Origin of the sequence: Haladaptatus sp. AB618, from assembly GCF_024136965.1 — an archaeon.
In the GTDB taxonomy this organism is placed as follows: domain Archaea; phylum Halobacteriota; class Halobacteria; order Halobacteriales; family Haladaptataceae; genus Haladaptatus.
The window spans coordinates 68,431-94,400 of record NZ_JAMYJX010000010.1 but is presented as its reverse complement, the minus strand read 5'-3'; the positions used below and the strand labels follow the sequence as shown (position 1 = coordinate 94,400).

Below are 25,970 nucleotides of genomic sequence, written 5' to 3'. Positions count from 1 at the left end.
CTCTTCCGGGAGTTGTCCAACCCTCCTATTTGATTGTTTCCCAAACTGATATCGAACGTATATATTTCGTGATTTATCACCTACTTCATCGTGCGTGACTGGACGATTCCGAATTCCAACGCCGTTTCCACCGTCGTCCAGACCGATATCGGTCCGCCTTTTTCACGTTTCAACTAAATATCCGCGTAATGCACAACATTTATGACGGGTAACTGAGTTCGATATTCTATGCCAAGCGATAGCAATAGCCGCGATGTTGTTGAAAATAGCGACACGGCCGGAAACGGACGCGTCGACCGCCGAGCATTCCTCGCCGCGACGGCGGCCGGCGTTCCGGTCGCGCTCGCGGGATGTCTCGGAGGGAACGATTCCGGCGGGTCGGACGGCAGTGGCGGAGGCGGCGACGGAAGCCCGAAATCCGGTGGAACGCTCCAGTGGGGCGGTGCCGTTCCGGTTCAGGGACTCGACCCGCACCTCGAAAGTGCCGCCGCGACCAACCGCGTGCTCGAAAACATCACCGAACCGCTCATTCGGTTGGCTCCGGACTACTCGCTCAAGCCCCATCTGGCGAAGAAGTGGACGACGTCCGACGACAACACCAAACTGGAGTTCACGCTCGAAAAGGGTGTGAAGTTCCACAACGGCGACGAGATGACGTCCAAGGACGTGCTCGCCACCTTCGATCGGATCGCCAACGGCGATTATCTCGCCACCGGCTTCTTCGACTTCGTGGACTCGATGAAGAACCCGGACGATCAAACCTTCGTCGTCCAACTGTCCGAACCGTTCGCGCCGTTCCTCTCGCGGATGTCGACCGGTGAGATGCACATCGTCCCCGAGAAACAGGCGAAGAAGAAGAAGATCAATGCACCCATCGGGACGGGCCCGTACCAGTACGACAGTCGCGAGGTCGAAACCTCGTTCACGATGACGAAGTTCGACGACTACTGGAACACCAGCGACGAGAACGGCCCGTTCCTCGACAAGATCGTCAAGAGCGAGATCAAGGACCCCGACGTGCGCCTTCAATCGTTCCGTGCGGGTGAGTACGACTTCATCAACGGCGTCCCGCCGAAGGACGTCGAGTCGCTCAAAAACGACTCGTCCGTCCGCTTCGAGAAGCAGTTCCCGAAGGCGTTGGTCTACCTCGGGTTGAACTGCAACAAGAAGCCGTTCAACAACAAACACGCCCGTCTCGCGCTCGATTACGCGCTCGACAAGGAGAAAATCGCCGAGGCAGCGCTGTACGGCACCGGTAAGACGACCGCGACGCCTGCGGCACCCGGCAGTCCGTGGGTCGACAAGGACATCAAGCCGCGTCCGCGCGACCTCGACAAGGCCAAGGAACACCTGAAGAAGGCGGGAATGTCCGACGGCTTCTCGGTTTCGTTCAAGATTCCGCAGTCCTACCCGACGCAGGTGCAGGGAGCGAAAGTCATCTCAGACCAGGCATCCGATGCCGGAATCAACCTCAACATCCAGAAGATCACGTGGAGCACGTGGCTGTCGGACGTGTACAGCAAGCAGAACTTCGAGGCGACGACCAGTTCGTACCTCGCGCTGACGTACCCGGACGTCTCGTTCTACAAGTTCCTCCACCCGGATGGAGCGTTCTACTTCACCGGTTGGAACAACAGCGAGTACAACAAACTGGTCGAGAAGGCACGGCACATGTACGACGAGGACAAGCGTGCTAACCTGTACAAGAAAGCGACCAAAATCTTCCACGAGGACCGCGCGGGTCACCTGCTGCTCTGGTGGCAGGCGAACCTGTACGCCGGTTCGAAGAAGTACAAAGGGAAGATCGGAACGGCCGACGGTTCGACGCTCCGATTCGAAGACAACTGGTTGGACGAATAAGATGGAGGGACACCATGTCGATGTCTGATTATCTACTGCGGCGGTTGGGGTTCATGGTGTTAACCCTCCTGTTCGTGACGCTGATAACGTTCGTTGTGACGACGATCCTGCCCGGAAACGTCGCGTTGCTCATCCTCGGGCCGAACGCGACTGACAAGTCCATTCACGCGCTGCAAGCCCAGATGGGCCTCGATAAGCCCCTGTACGTCCAGTACATCGACTGGGTGCTCGGGCTTCTGCAGGGCGATATGGGGACGTCGCTTCGGTTCGGCGACCCCGTCATCTCGCTCATCGCAGAGAAGTTGCCGCGGTCGCTCCTGCTCGCCGGTGCAGCGACAGTCATCGCGGTCGTTCTGGCGCTGCCGCTCGGCGTCATCGCCGCGGTGAAACAGAACGACATGCCGGACCTGTTGGCGTCGATGTTCGGTTTCATCGGTGTGTCGATTCCGATCTTCCTGTGGGGACTGGTGTTCATCCTCGTCTTTGCCGTCTGGCTGAACGTCCTCCCGACCGGCGGATACGTCCCGCCGAGCGAGGACCCAATGGGAACGCTAACCCACCTCATCCTCCCGGCGTCGGCGATGGGATTCGCACTCACCGCGTACATCATGCGGATGACCCGGTCGTCGATGCTCGAAGTGATGTCGGAGGAGTACATCAAGCTGGCTCGGTCCAAAGGCATGACCCAGCGGGTCATCGTCCTCAAACACGCGCTTCGGAACGCCATCATCCCGGTCATCACGGTCATCGCGTTTCAGTTCAGCTACGCCTTCGGTGGCGTCGTCGTGCTGGAACAGGTGTTCTACTGGCCGGGCATCGGCAAACTGATGCTGACCGCCATCCAGAGCCGCGACATCCCGCTGTTGCAGGGTTGTATCCTGGTCGTCGCGGTGATGTACATGCTCTCGAACCTCGCCGCGGACATCCTCTACGGCTACTTCGATCCGCGGATTCGCTACGGGGGGAGTGAATAATGGCGACCTCAACGTCGAACTCGACGACTTCTTCCGCGCGGATGGAGCGGTTCGAGCGGTTCGCCCGGCAATTCAGGAACAACACCAAGGCCATGATCGGTCTCGTTATCGTGGTCGCGCTCATCGTGGTCGCGATTTTCGCGCCGGTCATCGCACCGTATTCGATCCAGAAGACGTCCATCTCCGACCGAACGCAGCCACCGTCGGTCGACCATCCGTTCGGCACCGACGACCTCGGTCGGGACATCTTCAGCCGCGTCGTGATGGGAAGCCGTATCTCGCTGAAGGTCGGCTTCGGTGCCATCACCGGCGCGCTCCTGATCGGGACGATAATCGGACTCGTCTCCGGTTTCTACGGCGGGATCATCGACGAACTGCTGATGCGGTTCATGGACGCCGCGATGTCCTTCCCGCCTATCCTCCTCGCACTGACCCTGTTGGTCGTTCTCGGGCCGGAGCTCGACAACGTCATCATCGCGTTGGCGTTCGTTTACACGCCGTACATCGCCCGCGTCGCCCGGAGCGCGACGTTGTCCGAGCGAAACGAGGCGTACGTCGAGGCGGCCATCGCCCGCGGGGAGAGCAACCCCTACATAATCTTCAGCGAGGTGTTACCGAACTGTTCGGCCCCGCTGCTCGTGCAGGGGTCGCTGAACATCGCCTTCGCGATGCTCGCGGAGGCGAGCCTGTCGTTCTTGGGGCTCGGTGCACAGCCACCGACGCCCTCGTGGGGGCTGATGATCAACAATGGAAGCGGCTTCATGCAGACCGCGCCGTGGATCATCATCTTCCCCGGTATCGCCATCGCCGTCACCGTCATCGGGTTCAACCTGCTCGGTGACGGCCTCAGAGACGTTCTCGACCCCAAGGTGGATTCGATAGAATGAACCGAGAAAACACGGACGGCGGACGGCAACCCCTCCTCGAAGTTCGCGACCTCAGGACGGAGTTCCTCACGGAGGACGGGGCGGTCGTCGCCGCAAACGACGTATCGTTCGCCCTCGATGCGGGCGAGACGATGGGCTTGGTCGGGGAGAGCGGTGCCGGAAAAAGCGTCACCGCCCGTTCCCTGCTCCAACTCATCGATACGCCCGGCGAGATAACCGGTGGCGAAGTTCTCTTCGACGGCGAGGACCTGCTCTCGCTCTCCGAGAAGAAGATGCGCGCTGTTCGCGGGAACAAGGTCGCGCTCATTCCGCAGGACCCGATGTCGTCGCTCAACCCGGTGCTCACGGTCGGCGAGCAGATCGTGGAGACGATCATGCACCACCAGGACAAGGACCGACCGGCGGCGCGCGAGCAGGCCATCGAGGTGATGCGGGACGTCGAGATTCCGGATGCGGCGGAGCGGTTCGACGATTATCCCCACGAGTTCTCCGGCGGGATGCGCCAGCGTGTCCTCATCGCCATCGGGCTCTCCTGTAAGCCGGATCTGATCATCGCGGACGAACCGACGACGGCACTCGACGTGACGACCCAGGCGAAGATCCTCGACCTGCTGAACGACCTACAGGACGAGAAAGGTATGGCCATCCTGATGATCACGCACAATCTCGGCGTCGTCGCCCAGACGTGCGATCACGTCGGGGTGATGTACGCGGGTAACCTCGTCGAGACCGCGGAACTCGACGACCTGTTCGAGAACCCGCGCCATCCGTACACGCGCGGCTTGATCGATTCGATTCCCCAAGCGGACGTACAGTACGACGAACTCCCGACGCTCGACGGGGCGATGCCGGACCTCACCGACTTGCCGCAGGGATGTAACTTCGCGCCGCGCTGTGCGTACGCGACCGAGGCGTGTCGAACCGGCGGGAACCCCGAACTCGCTCCGGTCGAAGGGACGACGTCGCGTGCGGCGTGCATCCACGCGAACGACCTCGATCTGAGTCAGGGGTACGAAGCCGAAGGATCGGGCCACGAACGGAAGCAAATCGACCGAAGCGGCGAGCCGCTGTTCGCGGTGAAGAACCTGAAGAAGCATTTCCCCGCCGGGGACGGGTTCTTGGGTAACCTCACGTTTTCGCGGTCCGACGGCGGCCTCCCGACGCTCGAACGACAGGCCGTCAAAGCCGTCGACGGCATCGATTTCGACATCTATGAGGGCGAGACGGTGGGTCTCGTCGGCGAGAGCGGTTGTGGCAAATCGACGGTCGCACGCACCGCGTTGAAGCTCCTCGAACCCACCGACGGTGAGGTGTACTTCGAAGGTGAACCCATCCACGAGATGGGGAGTTCGGAAATCCGGAGCCTGCGCCGCGAGATGCAGATGATCTTCCAGGACCCGCAATCCTCCCTCAACCCGCGGAAGACGGTCGGGCAGATAATCGGGCGGGCGATGGAGAAACACGACATCGCGACCGGCAAGGAAAAGCGGGAGCGAACGCGCGAGTTGCTGACGCGCGTCGGTCTCTCGCCGGATTCCATCCACAAGTACCCCCACCAGTTCTCCGGCGGACAACAACAGCGCATCGCCATCGCGCACGCGCTCGCCGTCGAACCGAAGCTTATCGTCTGTGACGAACCGGTTTCGGCGCTCGACGTTTCCGTCCAGGCACAGATACTGAATCTGCTGAACGAGATCCAAGCCGAGTACGGTCTCTCGTACCTGTTCATCTCGCACAACATCGGCGTCGTGCAACACATCTGTGACCGCATCGTGGTGATGTATCTCGGAAAGGTCGCCGAGGTCGGCACCGTGGAACAGGTTTTCTCGGCCCCGTTCCATCCCTACACCGAGAGCCTCCTCTCGGCGGTGCCGCACGCGGACCCGGAACGGAAGAGCAACCGCATCCTGCTCGAAGGAAGCGTTCCGAGTCCGCTGAATCCACCGTCGGGCTGTCCGTTCCAGACCCGCTGTCCGAAGAAGATCGGGGAAGTCTGTGAGGAGACTGAGCCCGTCTTGGAGGAAACGGAACCCGGTTCCGATCATCGGATTTCGTGTCTCCTGTCGGTCGAGGAGATGAGCGAACGCCGGTCAGTCGGCGAACCGGTCGAATCGAATCCCGGCGAACGGGTCCAGTAACTACAGCGGTTCACATTCTGTAGTCGCGTTTTCGGTCCGTCCCCACGATGCGATCGTCTTCGGTCGAGTACCGACGGGTCCATCGCCGAAAGAAATGACTCTTCCCTGACTGTTTCTATCATTGTCGCGTAAACAACTTCAATGACTTAAATAGGGGCTATTAGGAACCGGTTCATCATCTCGAGTCGGGGAGGTCGTCAGCGGTCAGGATGGGTTCGAAAACATCGCTGGAAATCGAGGAGACCGATTGGGCACACCCCGTTTCGAAGGAAATTATATAGTGGTCCTCCGGGAAACGAAGAAGCGTAGAGGGCAATGACTCGAGAATCACCGACCCCCGTGAGGACGACCGCGCGTTCGTTCGACATCATCGAGACCCTGCGCGAACTCGACGGTGCCCGTCTCACCGAGGTTTCCGCCCATCTCGACCTCCCGGACAGCACGGTCCACAATCACCTCCGGACGCTCGTGCAGCGAGGCTACGTCGTCAGGGACGACAACACCTACTACGTGAGTCTCCAGTTCCTCGACTTCGGGGAGTACGCCCGCTCGCGGCGCAAGGTGTACGAACTCGCCAAGTCGGAGATCGACAAACTGGCCGACGAGTCCGAAGAATCCGCGAACTTGCTCGTGGAGGAGGGCGGCCACGGCGTGTACATTTACAACGCACGCGGCGGCGACGCCATCCCGCTCGATACTCATCCCGGAAAACGCGTCCCACTCCACGCGACCGCCTTGGGAAAGGTGATCCTCGCGTACCTCCCGGAAAGCAGGGTAAACGAGATCTTCGATCGACTGGGCTTGCCCGCCGAAACGCCGAAGACGATCACCGACCGCGAGGAACTCCGCACCGAACTGGAGCGCGTCCGCGAGAACGGACGCGCGGTCGACGACGAGGAACGCGTGCCCGGCATCAGATGCGTGGCGGTCGCCATCAAGAACGAGAACGGCCAAGTCATCGGAGCCATCAGCGTCTCAGGTCCGGCGAGCAGGATCGACGCCGACCCCGACGGTTCGCTTCTCGACGACCTCCTCAGGGCGAAGAACATCATCGAGTTGAAACTCGCACATGCGTAAACGATACCACAAATCGGAAACGAAAACCGACTACGGGTTCATCTTGTCGTCCATCGTCGAGACGAGAGTATTGCTCGTGTCCTGCGAAAGCTCCCAACACATCGTCCCACCGTAGCCGTTGTTCTTCACGAACTCCGATTTGTTTCCGATCGACGCCGCATCGTCGTAGGAGACGAACGTGTTTTCTGCCGCGGAATAGAGCCACGGAACCTGGGCGGTCGAATGCCAGTGATACACGTAGTCCGACTGCGGTTCGATGTTCTGTTTGATATCGTAATATGTCACCGAACTCGAGGACTCGAACGAGTTGAACAGTCCGTCGTCGTCCGATGCGACGCCCGAATACGACCGTCCGTAGAACGGCATTCCCATGACGAGTTTGTCCTTCGCGATTGGTTTCCCCGCCCAATACTGCATGTGGTGTTTGACGTCGAAATCCGACGACGACTTCGGGGCCAAAAACGGCGCGTTGAAGTTGGTCTCGCTGCTCCAGTCCCCGTGGTAGTCGTAGGTCATGACGTTGACGTGATCCAGGTAGTCGCTGATAGTTCCCACCTCGTAGGCGTCGTCCACGATGTTCGGGTTCGGGGATGCCGCGATAGAGAGGTGCGTCCACGGGCCGAATCGCGCGTCGAGTTCGTCCCGACACGCCTTCAGGAGGAGCGAGAAGTTGTGCGGGTCGGCGGACCGAATCGACCCGTCCGGGTACTCCCAGTCGAGGTCGAGACCGTCGAACTGGTACTCCTCCATGATGTCGACGGCCGTCTTCGCGAACCGCTGGCGTCGCGTCGCCGTCGATGCGGCGTCCGAGAACGTCCCCGAGTACCATCCGGCGCTGATGGAGAGCATGAACACCGTGTTCGTGTCGTCGTACGTCGCCAGTTCGTCCAGCAGGTCCGCGTCCGACGAACTACCGACGCTGACCGTCCCGTCCGACGCCACGTCGAGGAAGGCGAAGTTCAAGTGCGTGAGTTCGTCGAACGGAACGTCCGAAGGCGTGTAACTCCCCGCATACGAGGGATAGTACCCGACGACGCGATTGCCGCCACTCGCCGCCTCAGCCCCGCTAGCGGCGATTCCATCTGCTACGACCATCGCACCGGTTCCCTTGAGGAACGTTCGCCTCGACGCGTTCGTCGTCAGTTTCCGTCCGATTCCATCGTGCCTCCGTTTTTCTCCCGTCATATTTCACTATAGAAAATGCAAAATAATAAAATTTATTCCCATACGTTTGAATTATAGTCTCGGCACCGTTCGACCGACTCGTCATGGCGTCGCCGTTCCGTCTTGACGGAACCCAAACCGTTATACGGCCGATACGAGCAGTGTATCCCATGACTGCAGCGATGCGTCTCTCTCCCGTCGCGTGGGCGGCGAAGACACGACGCGAAATCCGCGATGTCGGCGCGGCCGATGGGTCGGTCGTCGTCGTCCCCGTCGGCAGTATCGAACAGCACGGCCACCATCTCCCCGTCGCCACCGACACGCTGTTGGCCGACGCGGTGGCCCACGCGGGCGCGGAGCGCGCCGCGGACGACGTACCGCTCCTCGTGACGCCGCCGGTGTGGTCGGGCTTTTCGCCCCACCACCTCTCGCTCGGGGGCACCATCTCGCTCGAACTGGACGACTTGCTCGACCTGCTCTCCGACGTGGCCGACACCGCGCTCGAAAACGGCTTCGACGGCATTTGCTTCGTCAATGGTCACGGTGGCAACGGCAACGCTATCGGGAGCGCCGTCAGCATCGTCGGCAAGGAACACGAGGAAGTGGAAGTCGCCGGACTGACCTACTTCCAACTCGCCGAACCGTTCATCGACGAGATTCGGGAGAGCGACGTCGGCGGGATGTCCCACGGCGGCGAGTTCGAAACGTCGCTCATGCGCCATCTACATCCCGAACTCGTGAAGATGGACGAGGCCGACGCCGAATACTTGGACGAACCGTACGACCGCGGGATACAGGACCTCCACGTCGGCGGCCCGCTCTCGACCTACCGCCCGTTCGAGGAGTACTCCGATTCGGGAGCCATCGGGGACCCGAAACTGGCGACCGCGGAAAAAGGCGAGGAACTCCTCAGCAAGTTGGCCGACGAGGTTGCCGACGTGTTTCGAAACGTCTCCGATCAGGCGCGGTGACGACCGTCTATCGCTCCGTTTCGACGCCCGGAATCGTCACCGGAAGTCGGCCGGTAAACTCGCCGCGGCCGACCAACAGGTCGGCCACGGCGGCGAGCGAGGTCGGTGTGTCGTCGTACGTCGTCAGGTAGGTCCCGACCTCCGACATCGCCGAGAGGTCGTACGGATTTCGCATCGCGACGACGATGGGGTTCGCACCCGCCGCGACCAAGTCGTGAACGGCGTCCGCCTGTTCGGGATTCGAGGCCGCGTCGGATGTACAGACCACTGTCAGGCCGTCGGTTTCTACTCCTGTTCCCGGTGACTCACCGTCCCTGAGAACCGTGGCATCGACTGGCATTCCCACGTCCGAAAGTGCTGAGGCGAACTCGCCGCCGCTGTCGTGGGACTCCTCGGCGATGGTCCCGTCGCCGCCTTCGAACTCGTAGACCGAAACGCGGTCGCCCTCGGAAAGCGGGAGCGAGTCCGCGTCGTCACGGACGAGCGTCGCCCCGCGCTCCGCGACGGTTCGGGCAACCGTTTGACAGTCGGCGGCCGCGGTTTCCCACTCCTCCTCGTCGCCGACGTACCCCGCATCGTACGCCCCCTTGGCGTGAAACACCCGCCGAACGGCGGTGTCGATTCGCTCCTGGGGGATGCGTCCCGATTCGACGGCGTCGATGACGGCGTCGATGGCGGCGTGCTGCTTGCGCGGCGTGTGCGAGACGAATATCTGGTTACATCCCGCTTCGACGGCCTGCACGCAGCCTTCAGCGGTACCCACGCTGTCGGCGATGGCGTTCATCTCCATGCAGTCGGTGAGGACGAGGCCATCGAAGCCGAGTTCCTCCCGAAGGAGTCCCGTGACGACTTTTCGGGAGAGCGTCGCGGGTCGCTCCGCGTCCTTCGTGATGGTCGGAAACGCGACGTGCGTCGTCATTATCGCCCCGATGCCGTCCTCGATGGCCCGCCGGAACGGCAACAGTTCGACCGCGTCGAGGCGCTCCCGGTCGTGGTCGATGACCGGCAAATCGAGGTGGGAATCGACCGCCGTGTCGCCGTGGCCGGGGAAGTGCTTTCCGCAGGCGACGACACCGGCGTCTTGAAGCCCGCCCGCAAAGTCGGCACCCAGTTCCGCGACGTGTTCGGGTCGTTCGCCGAACGACCGGACGCCGATGACGGGATTGTCCGGGTTGTTGTTCACGTCGAGGACCGGCGCGAGGTCGATGTCGATTCCGAGGGAACGCAGTTCCCGTCCGACGGCGTTCCCGGCCCGTGCGGCCAGGTCCGGGTCGTCGGCCGCGCCGAGCGCCATGGCGCTCGGCAGTTCGGTCCCCCACGAGAGGCGTGCGACTCGGCCGCCCTCCTGGTCGATAGTGACGAACAGCGGTGGCAGTTCCTCCGGGACGAACCCCTGTAGCGTCCGTGAGAGGGTTCGAACCTGTTCGGGCGATTCGACGTTTCGACTGAAGTAGATGATACCGCCGAGATTCCGTTCGGCGACGAGTTCCTCGATTTCCCCGGTCGGCGTGAGGCCGTCGAACCCCGCGACGAACAGTTGGCCGACCTTCTCCTCCAGCGAGAGGGCCGCGACCGCCGATTCCAGTCCGGTGACGTTCGATGGCGAGTTCGTCGATGTCGATGCCGATGTCGGTGATTCCGGTTCGCTTGGTGCGCTCGTCATGGCTATCAGTACCGCAGGTACTCGGCCCGTGCGTCGAGGAACTCGGTGCGGTCGTCCTCCCAACTGCTCACGATCGTTTCGGCGATTTCGCGGGGGGCGGTCGAACCGTCCGCGTCGTCGATCGTCTCCCGAAGATAGCTTCCGCCCGCCAACTTGTCGATGAAATACTCGTCGTCGTAGGCGATCCACTCGGGATCGTCGTACGTCGTGAACGCCGAGGCGAGCACCGTCAGGCCCACCATCACGGGATCGACGGCGTCCCGGTCGAGGACGTGAATCTGCACGCCGGTGACGTTCTCGCGTTCGTGTTTCGAGAACGTCGGCGAGAAGTACGCTGGCCGAAAGGCGACGCCGTCCAGGTCCTGACTGGACAGTTCCGACGCCCACTCGTCCCCGTCGATCCACGGTGCGCCGACGAGTTCGAATGGCTTCGTCGTTCCCCGTCCTTCCGAGAGGGTCGTCCCCTCGAAGAAACACATTCCGGGGTACAGCGTCGCGGTTCCCGGTGTCGGCATGTTGGGCGAGGGGTACACCCATGGGAGGTCGGTGTCAGAGAACCAATCCGACCGTGACCAGTCGCGCATCTCGACGACTTCCACGTCCGCACCCATGTCGAACTCGCCGTTGAAGTACGTCGCCAACTCGCCGACCGTCAACCCGTGGACGATGGGCAGTTCGTAGCCGCCGACGAACGAGGACGTTTCCGCGTCGATTCGGTTTCCGGTGACCGGGAGCGGCGAGACGGGGTTCGGACGGTCGAGGACGACCATCCGCTTGTCGGCTTCTGCGACTCCCTTGAGCGCATATCCCAGCGTGTAGATGAGCGTATAAAACCGACAGCCGACGTCCTGCATGTCGTACACGATGGTGTCGATATCGTCCACCATCTCCGGTTTCAGCCGCCGTTGTTCGCCGTAAAGGCTCTTCACCGGTAATCCCGTTCGGTCGTCGGTGCTGTCTTCGACCTTCACACCGGCTTGCGCGTCGCCGCGCAGGCCGTGCTCCGGCCCGAACAGTTTGCGCAAGTCGAACTCGTCGCGCGCATCGAGGAGGTCTATCGTCGTGTTGAGGTTGCTGTCGGTACCGGACGGGTTCGTGATGAGTCCGAGGCGTTCGCCGTCGACCGTCTCGGGACAGTCGTCCAGTAACCGTTCTACGCCGAGCGTAACCATATCTTCGGCAATGCGTTATCTCCTTAAAAAACCCCGTGTGAGTCGAGACTAGTTCTCCGGCTTGACGACCGCCGCGTTCAGCCAGTCGAGATGGGCCTCACCCATGAGCGCGTGGTTGTAAACGTGGAGTTCCTCGCCGAGTTCACCGACCTCTGCGACGAACGTCCGCCACTCGTCCTCGGAACCGATGACGTCAGGGTCGAGAGTGACTCCGACATCGACCGGCATCTCGACGGCGTCTCGGTACCCGCGAACTCGCCGCCGGGCGAGGTCCCGGTCGTCCGTGTAACAGAGCGCGATGATTCGGTCGAGATGCGGCCGAATCCGGTCGAGGACGACCCCCGCTGGCCACCCGTCGTTCGGGTCGCGGCCGAGTCCGTCCGCCGCCGAGTAGGTCAACTCCACGTCGCCGCTGGCCGCCGCGATTCGGGAGAGGAAGTCGTCGATGACCGACGCGCGGAAGTCGAAGAGGTCCGCGAGCACGGGTTCCTCCTCGGCGAGTTGCGCCAGCGATCCGACCTGTTGTTCCGGGGTTCGGAGAACGTCACGTACCAGTGACCGGACGATTTCGCGGGCACGGTCGAAATCGACGGCGTGGTCGGCCGCTCGTACCCGACAGGCCGAACAGAAACACTGGGAGACCAATAGTTGCTCGTCCGGTCCGCGGACGACCTGGTTCTTCGCGTGACCGAACGTCGAACCGTGGGGATGGAAGACGCTCGGGAAACCGATCGATTCGAGGTTGATGGCCGAAATATCGTACTCCGCGAGCGAGCGAACGACGCCTTCGAAGTACGCGTGAACCTCGGGATTCGACGGGCAGAACGCGTGCTCGTGGGCGTCGCCGAACGCGCTCTCGACGCGAAACTCCGGGTTCTCCGACGCGAGTTTCGTATTGTGAAAACAGACGAGCCACGCGTTGACGTCGATACCACCGTCGGTCAACCGTTCGACGACGTCCCCGAACGGGTCGGGGTGACCGTCGATGTCGTTCACGGGCGGATCGATGGGCGTGTCGGTGAATTGCTTCGAGTCAGGTGTGAAATAGCACCCCCCCTCGTACGATTCGAACAGCGTGCCTGAGGAACGCGGATCGAGCGTTCGGATGGAGTGATAGTGCGCGGCGACGTTGACGCCCGTCACGCCCAGTTCGGCGAGTTCACGCCTCGTCGTGTCGGGCTGTTGAGAGAGCAGACGCCACGGATAACTCCAGACTGCGACCATACCAGCCAACGTTCGCGCCGTGTATTAAATATTGCCCGGTCGGCGGGGGAAACTCAGTCGAACCGTCCGGCGGCGACCATCGCGTGGAACCGCTCGCGGAATCGAATGAGACCGGTTCCCTTCCCGTCGTACACTTGGTTCGTGAGCAGAATCGCGAACCTGTCGCGGTCGTGGTCGAGCCACAACGACGTTCCCGTATACCCCGTGTGGCCGAGTCCGACGCGTGACCAGTTCGGCGCGGGGTAGGTCTCGTCGGCGAGTCGCCACCCGAGGCTGTGACGGGTGTCGAGACCGGGCAACCAGTCGTCCTGCATGCGCTCGACCGTCGCCGCGGAGAGGAGCGTCCCGTCGGCGGCGAGATACGCCCGTGCGAACCGCGCGAGGTCGTCCATCGTCGTGAATAGCCCCGCGTTTCCGCTCTCCCCGTCCATCGCCCAACCGAGCGGGTCGTGGATTTCGCCGCGGAGAATCCGGTCGCGGTAGTCGTGGTCGTACGTCGCGGCGACGTTTCCGGTATCGGACAACGGTCCGAGGCTCGAATCCTTCATTCCGGCGGGACCGAAGACGTGTTGCTCGGCGAGTTCGCCCAACGAGCGCTCGGTCGCTCCCCGCAGTGCCGCGGCCAGATAGACGAAGTTGAGACAGCTGTATTCGCTCCGACTGCCGGGTTCGGCTTCGAGTATCGACCGATTCCGGAGGCCGTTCAACACGTCCTCGACCGAACTCCACTCCTCGGAGAACGAGTACGGTTGGAATCCGGAACTGTGGGTCACGAGTTCGAGGAGTCGGATTCCGCCGCGTCGATGACCGTCGAGGTTCGGAACGTGTCGCCGGAGTTCGTCCGACAACGTGATCTCGCCCGCTTCGAGGAGCGAGAGCGTCGTCGTCGCCGTCACGACCGGTTTCGTCAGCGAGGCCACGTCGAACGTCGTCCCGCGCGTCATCGCCTTCCCCCGTTCGGGGTCTCGCTCGCCCACGACCGCTATCCGTTCGATACCGTCCGCCGACCCGATTGCGGCCACCGCGCCGGGATACGTACCCTCGTTCATTCCCCGCGTGAGGGTGGCTTCGAGCGACCCGTCGTCTATCGAGCGTTCCATGGTGCCGGATGAGGGTGGGGCATCGACTTAACCCCTCGGTCCGCGGAAATTCGGTGAATAACCTATTTGTCCTCTCCGCCGCTAGGGAGTATTCAATGACATACGATTCGGTGCTGTTCGACGTGGATGGGGTCCTGCTGGACTTCCATTCGGACCACCCGACGATCTATCGACAGGCGGTCGAAGCGACGTTCGGCGCGTTCGGCGTTTCACCATCGGACGACGACCTGAACGCCTTCATCGCCGGTGCGACGATGGACGATATGCGACGAGCGTGTGCCCGTCACGACATCGATTTCGCACGGTTCTGGCCGGAGCGAGAGGAGAACGCGTCGGCGCTTCAGTCCGGGATGATGGACCGCGGCGAGCGGGTGCTCTACGACGATAGCTCGGTCCTCTTCGACCTCGTCGACCATCACGACATGGGTCTCGTCAGCAGCAACCAGCACGCGACCATCGAGTACATGGTGGAGCGCTTCGACCTCGCGCACCTGTTCGAGGCGGTGTACGGCCGCGACCCGACCGTCCAGGGGTTCGACCGGACGAAACCGGAGACGTACTACATCGAGAAGGCCATGAACGACCTCGACGTGACGGACGGACTCTACGTCGGGGACAGCGCGTGTGACGTTCGTGCCGCCCACCGAGCGGGGTTGGATTCGGCCTTCATCCGTCGGGAACACCGGAACGGCTACGAACTCCCGGAGGAACCGACATACGAAATCGAATCGCTCACCCAACTCCACGACCTGCCGGGCGTCGCGGATTCCGCGTAAGGAATTCTTTTCCTCAGTCGGCGTTTATCCGTCGACGTCTATTCGTCGACGCTTGTCGTTCGTTTCGATAGCCCGGAGGACTCGCCGAAAGCGGTAGATCTCTACCCGTTTCGACTCAGTCGAAACGGGTTGTCTAGGCGTTCTCGACCGTAATTTGGCGTTCTCGAACCATTCGGCGTTCATTCACACGTCCCGCCGAATTCGGAAGGGGCGAAATCCGTCCTCAACTCGGTGTGAACAAACAACATGGGCTGTTCGATGGATTTTCGCTCACAGAGAGCATTACGAGCATAAGCGTGTAATGGTGGTCTCGGCGGGACGCTCGGTACCTCTCGCCGCCGTTCGTCATCACTGTATTTTCGTGACGAATTTCGGACCGTCCGAAACCGATTCCGGGACGATTTCTCTCCACATACCTTCCGCTTCGACCTCGATTCCCCGACGAATCGTCTCGCTGGTGATTCGACGGTACCGAAAGCTGTCGATCGATAGAAAGGAGACGCCGAGCACTCGGAAAAAGACGGGTCGCCAGGCCCTATCGATCCGTCGGCGGACAGCGCTTGCCCATGACGACCGGTCGTGATGCGCCCGTCGCGCCGGGGACGTTGTTCGGGACGCCGTCGAGTGCGGCCGCGGCGAGCAAGGCGAACGCGACGGCTTCCTTCTCGTCGGCACCGACGCCGTACTCGTCGATGGTTCGTACCGGCGCGTCCACCTCCGCGTCGAGTAGGTCGAGCAGCGTCGGATTGAACGCGCCGCCACCCGAGACGACGATTTCATCGGGTGACAGGGAAACGAATCGTCGGTAGGCATCGGCGATGGAGCGGGCCGTCAGCGCAGTCGCCGTCGCGACGATATCCGCGTCCGAGCAGTCGTGTTCGCGGCAGGCGGCGACGAACTCACGTGCGTACTCACGGCCGAACCGTTCGCGCCCGGTCGATTTCGGCGGCGCTTCGCGGAAGTACTCGTCGTCCATCGCGTCGGCGAGGACGGATTCATCGACGGTCCCCTCGCGGGCGGTTTTCCCGTCCTCGTCGTAGGTTCGCTCGCCGTCGGTGAGCAGTTCGACCACGCCGTCGATGACCATGTTTCCGGGACCGGTGTCGAAGGCCGTCACGTCCGCCGGTCCTGCGCCGGGTGGAAGCGCGGTGCAGTTTCCGATGCCGCCGACGTTCTGGGCGATACGGAACGACTCGTCGTCGGCGAGCAGCGCGAGGTCGGCGAACGGGACGAGCGGCGCACCGTGGCCGCCGACCGCGACGTCGGCGGTGCGGAAGTCGGCTATCGTCGTGACGCCGGTGCGTTCGGCGATGAGGCTCCCGTCGCCGATTTGGAGCGTCGAACGCAACCGCTGCTCTCCTCCCGGCATTTTCCGCGGTTCAGGCTCGTGTCGGACCGTCTGACCGTGTGAGCCGATGGCATCAACGTCCCCGAGGTCGATGTCCGCGGCCGACGCCGCCGTGTCGGCCGCATCCGCGAAGACGGTTCCGAGCGCGACGTTCAGGGTGCACGCCTCGGCGATGGTTCCCGCGTCCGAACAGGCCGCCTCGATTCGGGTTCGGAGCGCGAAATCGTAGGATTCCGTGACGAACGATTCGACCGTGACGTCGTAGTTGTCCCTTCCATCGCCGCGAATCCGACAACAGGCCGCATCCACGCCGTCGAGCGACGTTCCAGACATCAGACCGATGACGATGCGCTCGGTCATCGCGTCGTCTCCCGGTCGAGTTCCTTCGTGAACGACTCGTAAGCGATCCACGGTTCGAAGCCGAGTTTGGCGTAGTAGCCGACGAGGTCGGTCCAGTCGATGATCATACGATCGTAGCCCGCATCGTGGTAGCGTTCGGCGAGCGTGGATATCATCCAGAGACCCCACGAACGGCCGCGGTACGCCTCGTCGATTCCGAGTGGGCCGATCCCACAGACGCGCCCGTCGAGGCGATTCGCCCAGTTGACGTTGCCGCCGCGATATCCCGAGTCAGGCGTGTTCGCTCGGCAGAATCCGACCGTTTCCCCGTCGTTTCGAAGAAGCCAGTAGTCGTCGGCACCGCCCGGAACCCGGGAGAAGTTCCGCGCTTCGTACAGCCAGCGACCGGGAAACTGGTCGGACAGGAATGCGAACAACGGTTCGGTGTTCGCGCCGACGCGTTCGAGCGTCAGGTTCGTCCACGCGGAATCGACGTCCGCAATTCGCGGCGGCGATTCGTACGTCGTAAGGTCCCCTTTCAGGTCGAAATACGTCCTGTCGGGGGCGAATCCCGCTTCGCGGAGGGATTCACGGAGGGTATCGAATTCCGTCGGCACGCCCGGCAGAAACTGCCCGGGGTCACCGCCGAATCGGAGTCGGGTGACGCCCCGTTCCGCCATGTCCCGCTCGACCGTGGCGAGCAGTTTCGAAGCGATGTGGGTGTCGTCATCGGAATTGTCGGCGAACAGACTGATCCACCCCACGGTTCCGTCCGCGAAGTCCGGAACGGCTTCCGTGAGCCGTTTTCCGAGCGCGAAGGCGACGAGTTCGCCGTCCTCGAACCCGCCCCACGCCGTCACGTCCATCCCGTCGAACGGCGCGAAGACGTTCTGTGACACCAACCGGTCGGAAATGGAGAAGTCCGGATGTGTTCGGTTCCAACGGTCGATACCGGCGAAGACGCGTCCGTAATCGGTGAGGCGACGGCACTCGGTGGTCATAACACCGCTTTCTCGCCGGGCTACTTATACTTCTGTCCGGAAAATCGTGGTTCGATAGTATCTTCGGTTTCGCGTTTATTTTCGGTTTCGCGTCCGTTTTCGGTCTCTAGTCGGCGATTCGTCGATATCGTACATCATCGTCTCCAACTGTTGGTCGAGGCCCGCGGAGAGGCCGCCATCGACGACGAGTTCGGTGCCGGTGACGAACGACGCGTCGTCGGACGTGAGGTAGAACGCGGCGGCGGCCACGTCCTCGGGACGGCCGAACCGACCGACCGGATACTGGTTCACCCACTCCTCCCGAACCGGTCCCTCCGTCGTCAGTTTCTCGCTAGACGCATCGGTGATGATGCTCCCCGGGCAGATGGCGTTCGAGCGGATTCCGTGTCGGCCGTACTGGGTCGCGATGATTCTGGAGAGCGCGATGATCCCGTTTTTCGCGGCGGAGTAGGAGGCTAACCCGATGCCGACCTTCGCGTTGATGGACGAGATGTGGACCATCGAACCCCCGCCCGATTCGACCATCGCGGGGATGGTCTCCCGAGCGCAGAGGAACTGCCCCTTCAGGTTCACGTCGATGATCCGTTCCCACGTTTCGTCGGAGACGTCGGCGACGTTCCCGTCGTCGAACGACCCGCCCGCGTTGTTCACGAGGACGTCGATGCTCCCGTGACGCTCCATCGTCGCCTCGACCATCGCGGCGACGTCGGCGGACTCGCTTACGTCGGTTCTGACGAACTCGGCCGTACCTCCATTTTCCTCGATGCGGGAGACGGTTTCCTCGCCTCCCTCCCGGTCCACGTCCGCGACGATGATGGTGGTTCCCGCGTCCGCGAGTCGTTCCGCAATGGCGCGACCGATACCCTTCGCCGCCCCGGTGACGATGGCGACGTCGCCGTTTCTCTCTGCACTGAAAGCCATATCTCCCACCTGTCGTCCGGGTACAAACGGTTTTGGGTTCACACGCCGGACAGTCACTAACCCAAACCTTTTTCTGTGTTCATTTTAATATCGAATCGAGTATGGTTAACAGCAACCACGGTTCTAGCGGCGAGCCCGATGGGAGTCGGCTGACACGTCGCCAGTGGATGGCGCTCAGCGGCAGCGCGACGATAGCGGGATTGGCCGGTTGTGCAGGCGACAATCCCAACGACCAGGACGTCACGATGTCGAACACCGACGGTGGTTCGGACGGGACCGACGGCGGCGGTTCGCCGGTCACGACGGAACTGAACATGCGCGCGCCGGTCAGTTGGCAGCCGAGTAGTTCCAACATCAACCCCTTCACGGACACCAAGAACACCGAGTACTGGATGGATTACATGTGGTGGGAGTCGCTGGTGTACCCCAACGCGAACGGGGACCCGATCTACTGGCTCGCGGACGAGATCAACCTCAAGGGAGGCGGCTGTGAGGTCGAAATAAAACTCAAGGACGATTACACGTGGTGGGACGGAAAACCGGTGACCGCACAGGACGTCCACACCGCACAGCTCATCAGCGATTACAAAGCCAGCTACGGCCCGGAGAACACCGACGACAGTTGGGAAGTCGTCGACAAACACACGCTCAAACACACCCTGTCGGGACCGGCCAATCCCACGCTCCAGAAGACGGCGACTCCGTATTTCACCACCGTCGTCAAGCACGATTACTTCAAATCGTGGCTCGAACAGTACGAGGACGCCGGTGGCGAAAGCGCCGTCGAGAAGGTGACGAAGGACCTGACGTCGACGACGATCACCCTGAACGACCTCGTGGACAAGGGCCTCGGTTGCGGGATGTGGAAACCGAAACAGCTCTCGCCGACCAACGCCGTCCACGAGAAGTACGAGAATCACCCGCGCGCCGACTGGACGAACCTGAAGACGTTCAACTGGCATCTCATCTCCGAGAAGCAAAAGGCAATACAGGCGCTCAATGCTGGGCAACTCGACATGGGTGACAAGACGATAAATCAGGCCAAACAGAACAGCAAGGTGGACGTGTTCAATCGGTTTCCCACCTCCAGCATCGTGAAGCTCTCGATGAACTGGAACAACAAGCACCTCGCACATCGCCCCGTTCGTCGGGCCATCGCATACCTCCTCGACCACGACGAACTCGTGCAGGTCATCAAGAGCACGCAAGGGTTGAACTACAAACCGCGCGACACCGTCACCGGGATGTCCACGAAGGCGACGAACCAGTGGGCGGGCGAGGGCTTCCGGAACAAACTCATCGGATACGGTCGCAACTCCGAACCCCAGAAAGCCAAGAGAGTGCTCAAGGACGCCGGGTACTCGAAGAACGGCAAGTACTGGGCCGATTCGAGCGGCGACGAGGTCAAAGGACTCACCTACCTCACGCCGCCGTGGAACATCTACGAGACCATCGGGAACTACGTCAGCCCGAAGCTCAAGGAGTTCGGCTTCGGAAACAAACTCATCATCCCGTCGAGCAGCGGCTTCTGGAAGCGCTGGACGGACACGCACGACTTCGACATGGTCAACTGGTTCTCGGACACCTCACACCCGGCGAACGCGTACTCTACCCTCAGCGTCGCCGGAATCGGGAAGTTCGACGAAGTCGTGGACGCGAAGGAACCGACGAAGTCCTGTAAGGTGGACCGCCGGACGCCGGACCTCACGCAGAACCGGAGCAAGAAGCTGAACCAACCTATCCGTCCCAAGTATCCGACGAAGGTCGGCCAGATGGGCAACGGCGGCGCGAAACAGACGCTCTACCCCGTCAAGTGGGACAACATCATGTCCCAGACCCAGTCCACGAAGGAGGTCAAGAAGTTCACCCGGAAGCTGATGTGGTACACGAACTGGCAGGTTCCTCACATCGGATTCTACGACGAGACGCGGGCGTACTGGGGCAACGAGGACAAGTTCGACTTCCCGACCGGGAAGGTGGACGACCACCCACACGCAAAGGAGACGAAGAACGAACACTACACCAACTCGATGGAGTTCCTGATGAAGGGACACATCAACGCCAAGACGAAGTAGGCGAACCGTCGCCATCGGTCTCGTGTCGTCACGGCGGTATCGACCATCACACCAACCGTCACCCACGTGGCTATTTTTTCACGTACGGTAGCACTTCAGCAGAATCGCCGCCGTCGCGGCCCCGAGCACGCTCGCACCCGCGATGTTCAGGATGGAAACGACGTGTTGGGACGTTCCGGGTTCGGAACCGAAGAAGAGCGCGAGCGAGAGGAGACCGGCGAGACACTCGAAGGCCAGCAACAGCGCGAACTTATCCGCGTTCGAGCAGACGTAATCGAAGAGGGTCAACCTGTGGGACATTCGTTCGGGTCACTCGTTCATCAGGAATTAAACGTTTCGTCCGACCCTCCGTCGACACGCGCGACGCCGTGTTGCACGCCACACGCGGGGCACTCGTAGTACTCGCGGTCGAAGGTCTCGCCGCACCTGATACACTGGTACGTTTCGGCGTCATCGTCGCCCCCGCGTCCGAATACGTCGAGAACTCGGTTGAGGAGTGTCATATCGTTCCCTCGTCGAGGACCGTAATGAATGGTCCGTTCCAGACAATCTCTCCCATACCTTTATTGCGGTGGGAGAAACACAAGCACAGTAACACGATGTATTATTGGAAGCGGATCGGCCAGTCAGTGCTGGTGTTTTTCCTCGCGCTGACAGTAACGTTCGCTCTGTACCGGATGCTTCCGTTCGGCCCGGTTCAGATGGTGAAGATCCATCTGATGCAACAGATGCTGGAACAGGGGAACAGTCCATCGGCCCAGCAGATGGAACACATCAACGCGATGGTGCGGACCTATACGGGTATCGACCCATCACAGCCGTGGTACGTCGCGTACTACGACTACCTTCGAGACATCGTCCTCTATCAGGACTTCGGGCGGTCGATATTCAAGAACAGGCCCGTCTTCGACATCCTGTTCGAAGCGATGCCGTGGTCGATCTTCATCAGCATCTACGGCCTCGCGCTCGGGACGACCGTCAGTTTGCTGCTCGGCGCGGTGATGGCGTACAACGAGGGAAGCCCGTTCGACACCGGAATGACGATGGTTTCCATCGCTAACACCACCGTCCCGTACTACATCGTCGCCATCCTCGCGCTCATCGTCTTCTCGTTCTACCTCGGCTGGCTGCCGAGCGGCGGACGGATGGATCCGAACACGACGGCCGGACTCAACTTGCCGTTCATCGTCGGCGTCGTCAAACACGCCATCCTCCCCGTGCTGTCGTCGTTCATCGCCGGGTTCGGCGGTGCGCTGGCGTTCCGGGGCAACTGCATCCGCGAGATGGGTGAAGGCTACATCAGGGTCGCGCAACTGCGCGGCATCAGTCAGGGGAGAATCGCCATCCGTTACGTCGGTCGGAACGCGCTGTTGCCCGTCTACACGAGCATCATGATGGGCATCGCCAGCATCTTCGGCAGCAGCATCATTCTGGAGAAAATCTTCAACTATCCCGCGATGGGATTGGTGACGTTCAACGCGCTCATGAACCGGGATTACCCGGTCATCATGGGGGCATTCATCTTCTTCACCGCGATCACGCTCGTCGGAATCCTCATCGCCGACTTGACTTACGGCGTCATCGACCCGCGCGTCAAAGGAGGAAGTAGCCGTGAATCCTACTGAGGAGTCCGAGAACTCCGCCGCACGAACCGATGGCGGGACGAGCGAGCGGTCCAGGGGTGGTATCGACGACAGCATCTTCACGCAGATGTCGAACGTCCCCGAACTGACGACGCGGGAGAAAGCGCGCAGGTCGTTTGAACGACGGATTTACGCGCCGACCGCGGTGTTGTTGGACGACTGGCGCGCGCTCGTCGGTTCGCTCATCCTCCTGGGATTCGTCGCCGTGGGTATCGTCGCCATCGAACCGTTCGGCATCGTTCTCGTGCCGAAAGCCACCGTGATGGAGGGGCCGATATTCGTACCGCCGTTTCAAAACTGGCAGTATCCGCTCGGAACCAACGTGATGGGGAAATCGATACTCAAGCGGGTCGTTCACTCGACACCGGCGATGCTCGAAATAATTCTGGCCGGTGCGTTGGTCTCGGTCTGTCTCGGGACGGTAATCGGGACGGTGGCGGGGTATCGTGGTGGCCGCACCGATTCCGCGCTGATGACGCTCACCGACGTCGTCCTCACGATTCCCGGACTGGCGTTGGTCATCGTGCTGGCGAGCATATACCAACCGGAGCAACCGTACGTCGTCGGCCTCATCCTTGGTATCGACAACTGGCCGAAGTTGGCGCGTACGATTCGCTCGCAGGTGCTGAGCATCCGCGAGGAGTCGTTCACCGAAGCGTCCCGGATCATGGGCTTATCCGAGTTCCACATCCTCCGGAAGGACGTCATCTCGAACATGATGCCGTACATCTCGGTCAACTTCGCCAATAGCTCCCGGAGTATCATCTTCGAATCCGTCGGGTTGTACTTCCTCGGTATCCTCCCGCAATCGAACCCGAACTGGGGTCTGATGATGCAGAAAGCGTACAATCAGGCTGACCTGACGAACCCGAACCAGATTCACTGGCTGCTGATCCCGATGGTGCTCATCATCCTCATCTCGCTCGGATTCATCCTGCTCGCACAGGGGCTCGACCGGGTGTTCAACGTCCGACTGCGTGCTCGCCACGAAAGCACCGGAGGTGACGAATGAGCGTCGAAGCCGACCACGGGCAGGCCGTCTCCCTGTTGCTCGTCGTTCGCCAGTCGTTCATCGCCTTCGTCACCATGCTGGGTGTCGTCTTCTGGGCGCTCGCCGTTCTTCTTTCGGGGTACGTCCCGTTCGTGACGAACGGCGTCCTCTCCGGGATGCTCGCCATCCTGGGGACGAGCGCCTTCGTTTACGCCATCTTCGGCCACCTCGGACTCCGACTGATAGGGTACAACTGATGACTTCACGATTCACGATACGACCCATGTACACCGCACGAACCACGAACCCGAATCGAATCGCTTGCGAAAGCCATCGACACGCCGTCCGGAAGCACGAAACCGACGGCCGTTGGAGGTAGCCAGCATGGCGACCAACTATCGATCCACGCCGGGAGCGAGCACGCCCCCCGACGAAGACGTGATCCTGGAGGTGCGCGACGCCAGCGTTTCCTTCAGCATGGACCGTGGGGACTCCCGCGTTCTCCGCGACGTCAGCATCGACGTTCACGCGGGTGAAGTGCTCGGCATCGTCGGCGAGAGCGGGTCCGGAAAGTCGATGCTCGCCTCCGCGATGCTCGATGCCATCGTCTCACCCGGACAGGTGGACGGCGAAGTCATCTACCATCCGCCGGACGGCGGCGAACCGATGGACGTGCTCTCGCTCTCGCGCGAGGAACTCACCGCCCTCCGCTGGAACGAGATATCGTTCGTCATCCAAGGAGCCCAGAGCGCGTTCAACCCGACGATGACCATCGGCAGTCACTTCGAGGAGACACTCCGCGCGCACGACGCCGACCGCACCGAGGGGATGGCGTTCGCTCGTGAATTACTCGCCGACCTCTACCTCGATGCCGACCGCGTGCTCCGCTCGCATCCGCACGAACTGTCGGGCGGGATGAAACAGCGGGCGCTCATCGCGCTCGGTCTCGTCCTCGACCCGAACGTGGTCGTCATGGACGAACCCACGGCGGCACTCGACCTCCTCATGCAGCGGTCCATCATCGGCATGCTGGAGGATCTACAGGCGAAGTACGACCTGACGATGGTGTTCGTCACGCACGACCTGCCGCTGATCGCCGACCTCGCCGACCGGCTTGCCGTGATGTACGCCTTCGACCTCGTCGAACTCGGCCCAACGGACGAACTCCTCGACCACGCTGCCCATCCGTACACTCGCGCGTTGCTCAACGCCGTGCCGAACATCTCGGACCGGGCGATGGACATCGAGGGTATCGAGGGATCGAGTCCCGACCCCGTGTCGCTTCCGAAGGGCTGTTCGTTCAATCCGCGCTGTCCGCTGGCGGACGAGACGTGCCGAACCGAGGTTCCGCACCTGCACGACGTGGCCGACGGCCACGACGTCGCGTGTTTCCATTGGCGAAACGCCCGGGAGGAGATTCCGTTGACGCTCGGCGACTCGGGAGCCGATGTGAGCGCGGACGTAAACGCGAACGCCAACGGAGGTGAGCGACGATGACCGACCGAACGGGCGAACCGTTGCTCTCCCTACAAAACGTGAGCGTCCACTTCGAGAAGGAACGGTTGCTCGGCCTCGCCGGTTCGGAAACCGTCCACGCCGTGGACGACGTGAGCCTCGACGTGTACGAAAACGACATCGTCGCCCTCGTCGGCGAGTCCGGGTGTGGAAAGACGACGCTCGGAAAGACCGCCATCGGCGTCCAGCGCCCCACCGAGGGAAAAGTACTCTACCGCGGCCAGGACGTCTGGGAAACGAAGGAATCCAGTGGATGGTTCGGCGGCGGAAAATCCGAGGGGGAGTATTCGTCCAGCGAAATCCGCCGGTCGCTCCAGATGATCCATCAGGACCCCGGTAGCTCGCTCAATTCGAACTACACCGTCGAATCGAGCCTCGCCGACCCGCTGAAACACTGGCAACCGGAGATGAGCGAGGCGGACCGCCGCGCCCGTATCTACGGGCTGCTCGAATACGTCGGGATGGCCCCGGCGGAGGATTACGCCAACCGCTATCCGCATCAACTCTCGGGCGGTGAACAACAGCGCGTGGTGCTCATCCGGTCGCTGCTGATGAACCCCGACCTCATCCTCGCGGACGAGGCCATCAGCGCGCTCGACGTGAGCCTTCGCGCCGAGATGATGGACCTAATGCTGGAATTACAAGAACAGTTCGACACGTCCTACCTCTACATCTCCCACGACCTCGCCAACGCGAAACACCTCACGCAACGGGCGAACGGCCGGATCGGCATCATGTACCTCGGCGAACTCGTGGAAATCGGCACGCCCGAACAGATAATCCACGACCCACAGCACCCCTACACGAAGGTGCTGCTGTGGGCGACTTCGGACCTCAGGAACCGCTCCGCGGGCGTCACTGACCCGCCGATCCGTTCGCTCGACATCCCCACGCCCACCGATCCGCCGTCCGGGTGTCGGTTCCACACGCGCTGTCCCGAAGCGCGGGAGGCGTGTACGAAGGAGTGTCCGACCCTGGCCGATCACGACGGCGACGGCCGCCGGTCGGCGTGTTTCCGACAGCAGGGCAATCACGAGTACTGGAACAGTGCGCCACTGGCGGAGGGAGAGCCCGTGAAAGCGGGTCCCGCGACGAGCGAATCGGCCGAGGGCGACTGATTTCGAATGTTTT

Annotated in this window: 23 protein-coding genes; 13 read left to right on the top strand and 10 right to left on the bottom strand. The window is 61.8% G+C overall.

Annotated elements, in window-relative coordinates; all coding sequences use genetic code 11:
• Nucleotides 1-228: 228 nt before the first annotated feature.
• From NKF26_RS21540 to NKF26_RS21520, 5 genes are all read left to right on the top strand, one after another.
• The gene (locus tag NKF26_RS21540; RefSeq protein ID WP_253234870.1) at nt 229-1,860 is read left to right on the top strand and encodes an ABC transporter substrate-binding protein; all 1,632 of its coding nucleotides are present in this window, start codon (nt 229-231) and stop codon (nt 1,858-1,860) included.
• A 14-nt stretch (nt 1,861-1,874) separates the two neighbouring features.
• Complete coding sequence (locus tag NKF26_RS21535; protein ID WP_253228789.1) at nt 1,875-2,834, top strand: ABC transporter permease; 960 nt, start codon at nt 1,875-1,877, stop codon at nt 2,832-2,834.
• Nucleotides 2,834-3,721 (top strand): ABC transporter permease, encoded by an 888-nt coding sequence (locus NKF26_RS21530; RefSeq protein ID WP_253228788.1) that lies wholly within the window; start codon nt 2,834-2,836, stop codon nt 3,719-3,721. The genes NKF26_RS21535 and NKF26_RS21530 overlap by 1 nt, the downstream gene beginning before the upstream one ends.
• Nucleotides 3,718-5,859 (top strand): ABC transporter ATP-binding protein, encoded by a 2,142-nt coding sequence (locus NKF26_RS21525; RefSeq protein ID WP_253234869.1) that lies wholly within the window; start codon nt 3,718-3,720, stop codon nt 5,857-5,859. The genes NKF26_RS21530 and NKF26_RS21525 overlap by 4 nt, the downstream gene beginning before the upstream one ends.
• A 315-nt stretch (nt 5,860-6,174) precedes the next feature.
• Nucleotides 6,175-6,936 (top strand): IclR family transcriptional regulator, encoded by a 762-nt coding sequence (locus NKF26_RS21520; protein ID WP_253234868.1) that lies wholly within the window; start codon nt 6,175-6,177, stop codon nt 6,934-6,936.
• Between the two features lie 30 nt (nt 6,937-6,966).
• Here the strand turns inward: NKF26_RS21520 and NKF26_RS21515 are convergent, their stop codons facing one another.
• Nucleotides 6,967-8,121 (bottom strand): glycoside hydrolase family 18 protein, encoded by a 1,155-nt coding sequence (locus tag NKF26_RS21515; RefSeq protein WP_253228785.1) that lies wholly within the window; start codon nt 8,119-8,121, stop codon nt 6,967-6,969.
• Between the two features lie 149 nt (nt 8,122-8,270).
• Here NKF26_RS21515 and NKF26_RS21510 point away from each other — a divergent pair, with 149 nt between their 5' ends.
• The gene (locus NKF26_RS21510) at nt 8,271-9,071 is read left to right on the top strand and encodes a creatininase family protein (RefSeq protein WP_253228784.1); all 801 of its coding nucleotides are present in this window, start codon (nt 8,271-8,273) and stop codon (nt 9,069-9,071) included.
• A gap of 7 nt (nt 9,072-9,078) precedes the next feature.
• On the opposite strand, the gene nagZ is transcribed toward NKF26_RS21510, so the two are convergent.
• The 4 genes from nagZ to NKF26_RS21490 are packed head-to-tail and all read right to left on the bottom strand — an operon-like array spanning nt 9,079 to nt 14,230.
• On the bottom strand, nt 9,079-10,734 hold the full coding sequence (nagZ, locus tag NKF26_RS21505; RefSeq protein WP_253228783.1) for a beta-N-acetylhexosaminidase: 1,656 nt from the start codon (nt 10,732-10,734) through the stop codon (nt 9,079-9,081).
• A gap of 5 nt (nt 10,735-10,739) precedes the next feature.
• Nucleotides 10,740-11,906, bottom strand: a complete 1,167-nt coding sequence (locus tag NKF26_RS21500) for an exo-beta-N-acetylmuramidase NamZ domain-containing protein (protein ID WP_253228782.1) — start codon at nt 11,904-11,906, stop codon at nt 10,740-10,742.
• Nucleotides 11,907-11,954: 48 nt separating this feature from the next.
• Nucleotides 11,955-13,130, bottom strand: coding sequence for a hypothetical protein (locus NKF26_RS21495; RefSeq protein WP_253228781.1), 1,176 nt, complete (start codon nt 13,128-13,130; stop codon nt 11,955-11,957).
• Between the two features lie 53 nt (nt 13,131-13,183).
• Nucleotides 13,184-14,230, bottom strand: a complete 1,047-nt coding sequence (locus tag NKF26_RS21490; protein ID WP_253234867.1) for a serine hydrolase — start codon at nt 14,228-14,230, stop codon at nt 13,184-13,186.
• Nucleotides 14,231-14,325: 95 nt separating this feature from the next.
• Between NKF26_RS21490 and NKF26_RS21485 the strand changes: the two genes are divergently transcribed.
• Entirely contained in the window at nt 14,326-15,006 is a 681-nt protein-coding gene (locus NKF26_RS21485) for an HAD family hydrolase (RefSeq protein ID WP_253228779.1), read from the top strand.
• 535 nt (nt 15,007-15,541) lie between these two features.
• Here the strand turns inward: NKF26_RS21485 and NKF26_RS21480 are convergent.
• The 3 genes from NKF26_RS21480 to NKF26_RS21470 all read right to left on the bottom strand — a co-directional run bounded on the left by NKF26_RS21480 (nt 15,542) and on the right by NKF26_RS21470 (nt 18,615).
• The gene (locus NKF26_RS21480; RefSeq protein WP_253228778.1) at nt 15,542-16,714 is read right to left on the bottom strand and encodes an anhydro-N-acetylmuramic acid kinase; all 1,173 of its coding nucleotides are present in this window, start codon (nt 16,712-16,714) and stop codon (nt 15,542-15,544) included.
• Nucleotides 16,711-17,694, bottom strand: coding sequence for a GNAT family N-acetyltransferase (locus NKF26_RS21475; RefSeq protein WP_253228777.1), 984 nt, complete (start codon nt 17,692-17,694; stop codon nt 16,711-16,713). The genes NKF26_RS21480 and NKF26_RS21475 overlap by 4 nt, the downstream gene beginning before the upstream one ends.
• 75 nt (nt 17,695-17,769) lie before the next feature.
• Nucleotides 17,770-18,615 carry an SDR family NAD(P)-dependent oxidoreductase gene (locus tag NKF26_RS21470; protein WP_253228776.1) on the bottom strand — a complete coding sequence of 282 codons (846 nt, stop codon included), beginning with the start codon at nt 18,613-18,615 and terminating at the stop codon, nt 17,770-17,772.
• Between the two features lie 101 nt (nt 18,616-18,716).
• Between NKF26_RS21470 and NKF26_RS21465 the strand changes: the two genes are divergently transcribed.
• Complete coding sequence (locus NKF26_RS21465; protein WP_253228775.1) at nt 18,717-20,690, top strand: ABC transporter substrate-binding protein; 1,974 nt, start codon at nt 18,717-18,719, stop codon at nt 20,688-20,690.
• Nucleotides 20,691-20,768: 78 nt separating this feature from the next.
• Here NKF26_RS21465 and NKF26_RS21460 read toward each other — a convergent pair whose 3' ends face one another.
• Together NKF26_RS21460 and NKF26_RS21455 are read right to left on the bottom strand one after the other, a co-directional pair.
• Entirely contained in the window at nt 20,769-20,990 is a 222-nt protein-coding gene (locus NKF26_RS21460) for a hypothetical protein (protein ID WP_253228774.1), read from the bottom strand.
• Nucleotides 20,991-21,010: 20 nt separating this feature from the next.
• Nucleotides 21,011-21,193 carry a hypothetical protein gene (locus tag NKF26_RS21455; protein ID WP_253228773.1) on the bottom strand — a complete coding sequence of 61 codons (183 nt, stop codon included), beginning with the start codon at nt 21,191-21,193 and terminating at the stop codon, nt 21,011-21,013.
• A 96-nt stretch (nt 21,194-21,289) separates the two neighbouring features.
• On the opposite strand from NKF26_RS21455, the gene NKF26_RS21450 reads away from it, so the two are divergent.
• The 5 genes from NKF26_RS21450 (at nt 21,290) to NKF26_RS21430 (ending at nt 25,957) form a co-directional block, all read left to right on the top strand.
• Nucleotides 21,290-22,315, top strand: a complete 1,026-nt coding sequence (locus NKF26_RS21450; protein WP_253228772.1) for an ABC transporter permease — start codon at nt 21,290-21,292, stop codon at nt 22,313-22,315.
• Entirely contained in the window at nt 22,302-23,345 is a 1,044-nt protein-coding gene (locus NKF26_RS24510; protein WP_253228771.1) for an ABC transporter permease subunit, read from the top strand. The genes NKF26_RS21450 and NKF26_RS24510 overlap by 14 nt, the downstream gene beginning before the upstream one ends.
• Nucleotides 23,342-23,581 (top strand): hypothetical protein, encoded by a 240-nt coding sequence (locus NKF26_RS21440; RefSeq protein ID WP_253228770.1) that lies wholly within the window; start codon nt 23,342-23,344, stop codon nt 23,579-23,581. The genes NKF26_RS24510 and NKF26_RS21440 overlap by 4 nt, the downstream gene beginning before the upstream one ends.
• A 127-nt stretch (nt 23,582-23,708) precedes the next feature.
• The gene (locus NKF26_RS21435) at nt 23,709-24,821 is read left to right on the top strand and encodes an ABC transporter ATP-binding protein (protein ID WP_253228769.1); all 1,113 of its coding nucleotides are present in this window, start codon (nt 23,709-23,711) and stop codon (nt 24,819-24,821) included.
• Entirely contained in the window at nt 24,818-25,957 is a 1,140-nt protein-coding gene (locus NKF26_RS21430) for an ABC transporter ATP-binding protein (protein ID WP_253234866.1), read from the top strand. Before NKF26_RS21435 ends, NKF26_RS21430 begins: the two co-directional genes overlap by 4 nt.
• Nucleotides 25,958-25,970: the final 13 nt, after the last annotated feature.